The sequence below is a fragment of the Flavobacterium sp. genome, from assembly GCF_044368625.1.
GTDB lineage: Bacteria > Bacteroidota > Bacteroidia > Flavobacteriales > Flavobacteriaceae > Flavobacterium.
In genome coordinates this window covers 1-3,070 of record NZ_JBIPPD010000299.1, presented here as the reverse complement: position 1 = coordinate 3,070, position 3,070 = coordinate 1, and the positions used below count along the sequence as shown (strand labels likewise).

The following is a 3,070-nucleotide window of genomic DNA, read 5'->3' as shown; positions in this document are numbered from 1 at the left end:
AACTAATGAAAAAATTAAACAAGTAGAATTATCAATTAATAACAGACCTATTAGAAAATTCAATTATCTTAGTCCAATTGAAACTCTAAATAATAAGTTTGTTGCACTTATGAATTGAACACAGCAAATACAAAATTACAAATATTGAAGATTTAGAAAAATTACTTGATGAAATGACTTTTAAATAAAAAACGGCCTATAACCGCTATATTTAGCTAGTGGGGGTATGCTGGATTTACCGTTTCGCATTAACTTTCTGCAAAGCCGAAAATTGAAAGATTAAGTACTCCCCACCATCTCAAAATAGCATAATGTTACCTGCAATGTTAAAATAAAATGATATGAATGATTATAAAATTGGTAAAGCCGGATGTGGATTCATTGTATTGGCAATTTTTGCAATTATGTTTATTTATGAAGGTATTGATTCATATTTTTTCAAAGATGAACGAGATTTAAAAGAAAAAAAATCAACCGAAGAAATCTTTAAAAATTATTGGAATGAATCAAATCTTGATTTTTTTAAAAATTATAATTGTAAGGATTTAACTTTTTCTCAAAAGAATACTGAAATAAAAAAAGCTTTTATAATTGAAAGTCATCATCAAACTATATGTAATCCGCACAAAGCTTTTAAATTTCAGTACATATTCCCTGAAAAAAAATATAGTTCAAAAATAACGGACAGCATTATTAAAGCTAATGTATTAATTTGGATTAACGTAATTGAAAGTAAAGAAGAAGGACAATATACGGACGGATCTATCGCTAAAAGAGGACAACTTGAATTAAAATTCATTGATATATCTGCAAAAAAAATTTATAAAAAACTAATCATAGAATTTACGGGAGAAGCTGAACCTGAAATAAAAAGAAGTAGATATTCTAAACCTGGAGACGTACCTTTTGGTGAATTTCCAAGAGAAGAAATTATCAAAACAATTAAAAAAACTTTAGATGAATGAAGAACATTCGGAAAATGTATATCCAAGTAAAATATTTTTCGAATAAGAATTGATATTATTCATCAGAAATTGTAAAGATAAAAATCTTAAATATCAAAATATAAATAATAAAAATAGTTCTGAATAAGAACGCTCTTGAAAAAAAATATAAACATTGTACGTAAATAGCCGCCTTATGGCAATATGGCTGGTTCAGACTTAATTTAAAGATGGTTTTGTTTCTGAAAGTTCAGTTATTAACCTTAAGTTTAGACTTCCTTAATTCGCAACACGTCCAAACGCTAGGCGAAATGAAATCTCGAAATAATGGATACATATATCGAAATAGTTTTAGACAACTCTAATAGTATGGGAAATTGCAAAGATGTATTTCCCGATTCTTATCTGCAATACTTATTGCCTGACGGGAAAACAACTCGAATGGAAGTGGCAAAAGAAATTTTATTGAAAGAGATTTTGCCGACAATCGATTATGCAACTTTGGTTACAGTAAGTCGATTTCATTCTATAGATGGTACAAATAAAATTGAGCAACCAATTTTGTACTCAGGTAATAATTTCGAAGCAATTAGACATACAATTTCTGAAATTCCAATACCGTATAAAACTGGAGGAACTCCAATTACGGAAGCAGTTCTAAATGCAATTGATCGTTTGAAAAAATATCCAAATTCTGATCGTAAATTAATTTTATTGACTGATGGTGAAGAAACTACAAAAAGCGACTATCACGAAGCCTCTAAAACCGCATTGAATGTTCACGGAATCCGGTGTAATATTTTTATAGTCGGAATTTCTCTAAGTAATGAAGCAAGTGCAAAAGCAAAAGAACTGGTTAATCAAACTGGGGGTGATTTTGTCAATATTCAATCCTCAGTATTTTCAGATGGTAGTGTTCGTAGTAAACTAGTAAATCTGAAAAAATCAATTATTGAAGATTCAATTAGTAAAGCAGAAATTTTAAATAAACCTGTCACAGAAATTGAAAGTTTAAAGATTCGGAAAACAATTTTTGACGATGATGTAGACATAGAAATTGTTGAAGATTCCGAACTAAATGAAACCATTCGATTGCAAAGTGAAAGTTTGCTATTTAAGATTCTAAGCCAAAATTATCCTGGTCGAGTTAAATGGGAAAATGAAATTTCCGAAAGTGGAAAAAGTTTTGACTTTCAGATTATAGATTCTGAATTTTCAAACACAGAATATTACATTGAATGTAAAGCTACTTCAGGTAGTGAAAATAGTTTTATACTTACAAAAAACGAGTGGTTATTCTTTATCTCAAATTCAACTAACTACCAACTCTACTTCGTGAAAAATGCAACAACTAATCCTGTAGTAACAAAGATTGATAACCTAATGAAATGGCTGATTAGCGGAAAAGTCATTCCATTTCATACTAAGAACAAAAAGGTTAAAGCTGAAAGGGTTTATTTTACAATTGTCCAATAATGATAATGCACTTCGCCTAGCAACTAGGGGTTCGTTGAGGCTGCAAGCCGAACAATGAAACTCTTGTTGAACGAAACCGAGGTTCTTTTTCCTATAATTTCAAAATTCCCAATCCAGTACTCGTTTGTAACGTATGCCTACTTATTTGTACGAACTAAATAAAGCGTTTGCAATGCGATTCATACCCAAAAGAATATAAATAACCGCGTGCTAGTGAGTGAAGAAATACTTGCATAAATGAATTTGGCTAAAGGACATTGATTTGGATTTTTATAAAATATCATCTTTATCGATTTGTATTTTCATTAACGATGCGTTATTTTTTCCTTGGATTTTTATTAAAGCAAATATATTTAGAAAGAAAAATAGATGTTGAATTAGAGATTTGGAAAAAATCACCAAACCGAAAGCACTGATTTTAAGGGGTCAATACATTGGCAGACGGAGTTTAACAATAAAATAAGTGCGGTTTTAATTGCATTTCAAAAATTTCCAAACAAAGATTGTAACGTTTATCTATTTGGTCATTCCTTAAATATGTTATAACAATCTGTCTGTTAATAACTTGTATATAAAAATAGTAATAAAAAGCGAAGTTAAATTGCCAAAAAGAGTATATTTAGGTAAAAAAAAGTGGCAATATGTTAGGT

At 29.4% G+C, this 3,070-nt stretch carries 2 protein-coding genes; both read left to right on the top strand.

From position 1 onward, the window contains the following. The first annotated feature begins 341 nt into the window (after window positions 1–341). A complete protein-coding gene (locus ACIQ2X_RS15200) occupies window positions 342–965 on the top strand; it encodes a hypothetical protein (protein WP_396179810.1) in 624 nt (207 codons plus the stop codon). Window positions 966–1,271: 306 nt separating this feature from the next. Next, a complete protein-coding gene (locus ACIQ2X_RS15195) occupies window positions 1,272–2,420 on the top strand; it encodes a protein NO VEIN domain-containing protein (protein ID WP_396179808.1) in 1,149 nt (382 codons plus the stop codon). The last annotated feature ends 650 nt before the right edge of the window (window positions 2,421–3,070 follow it).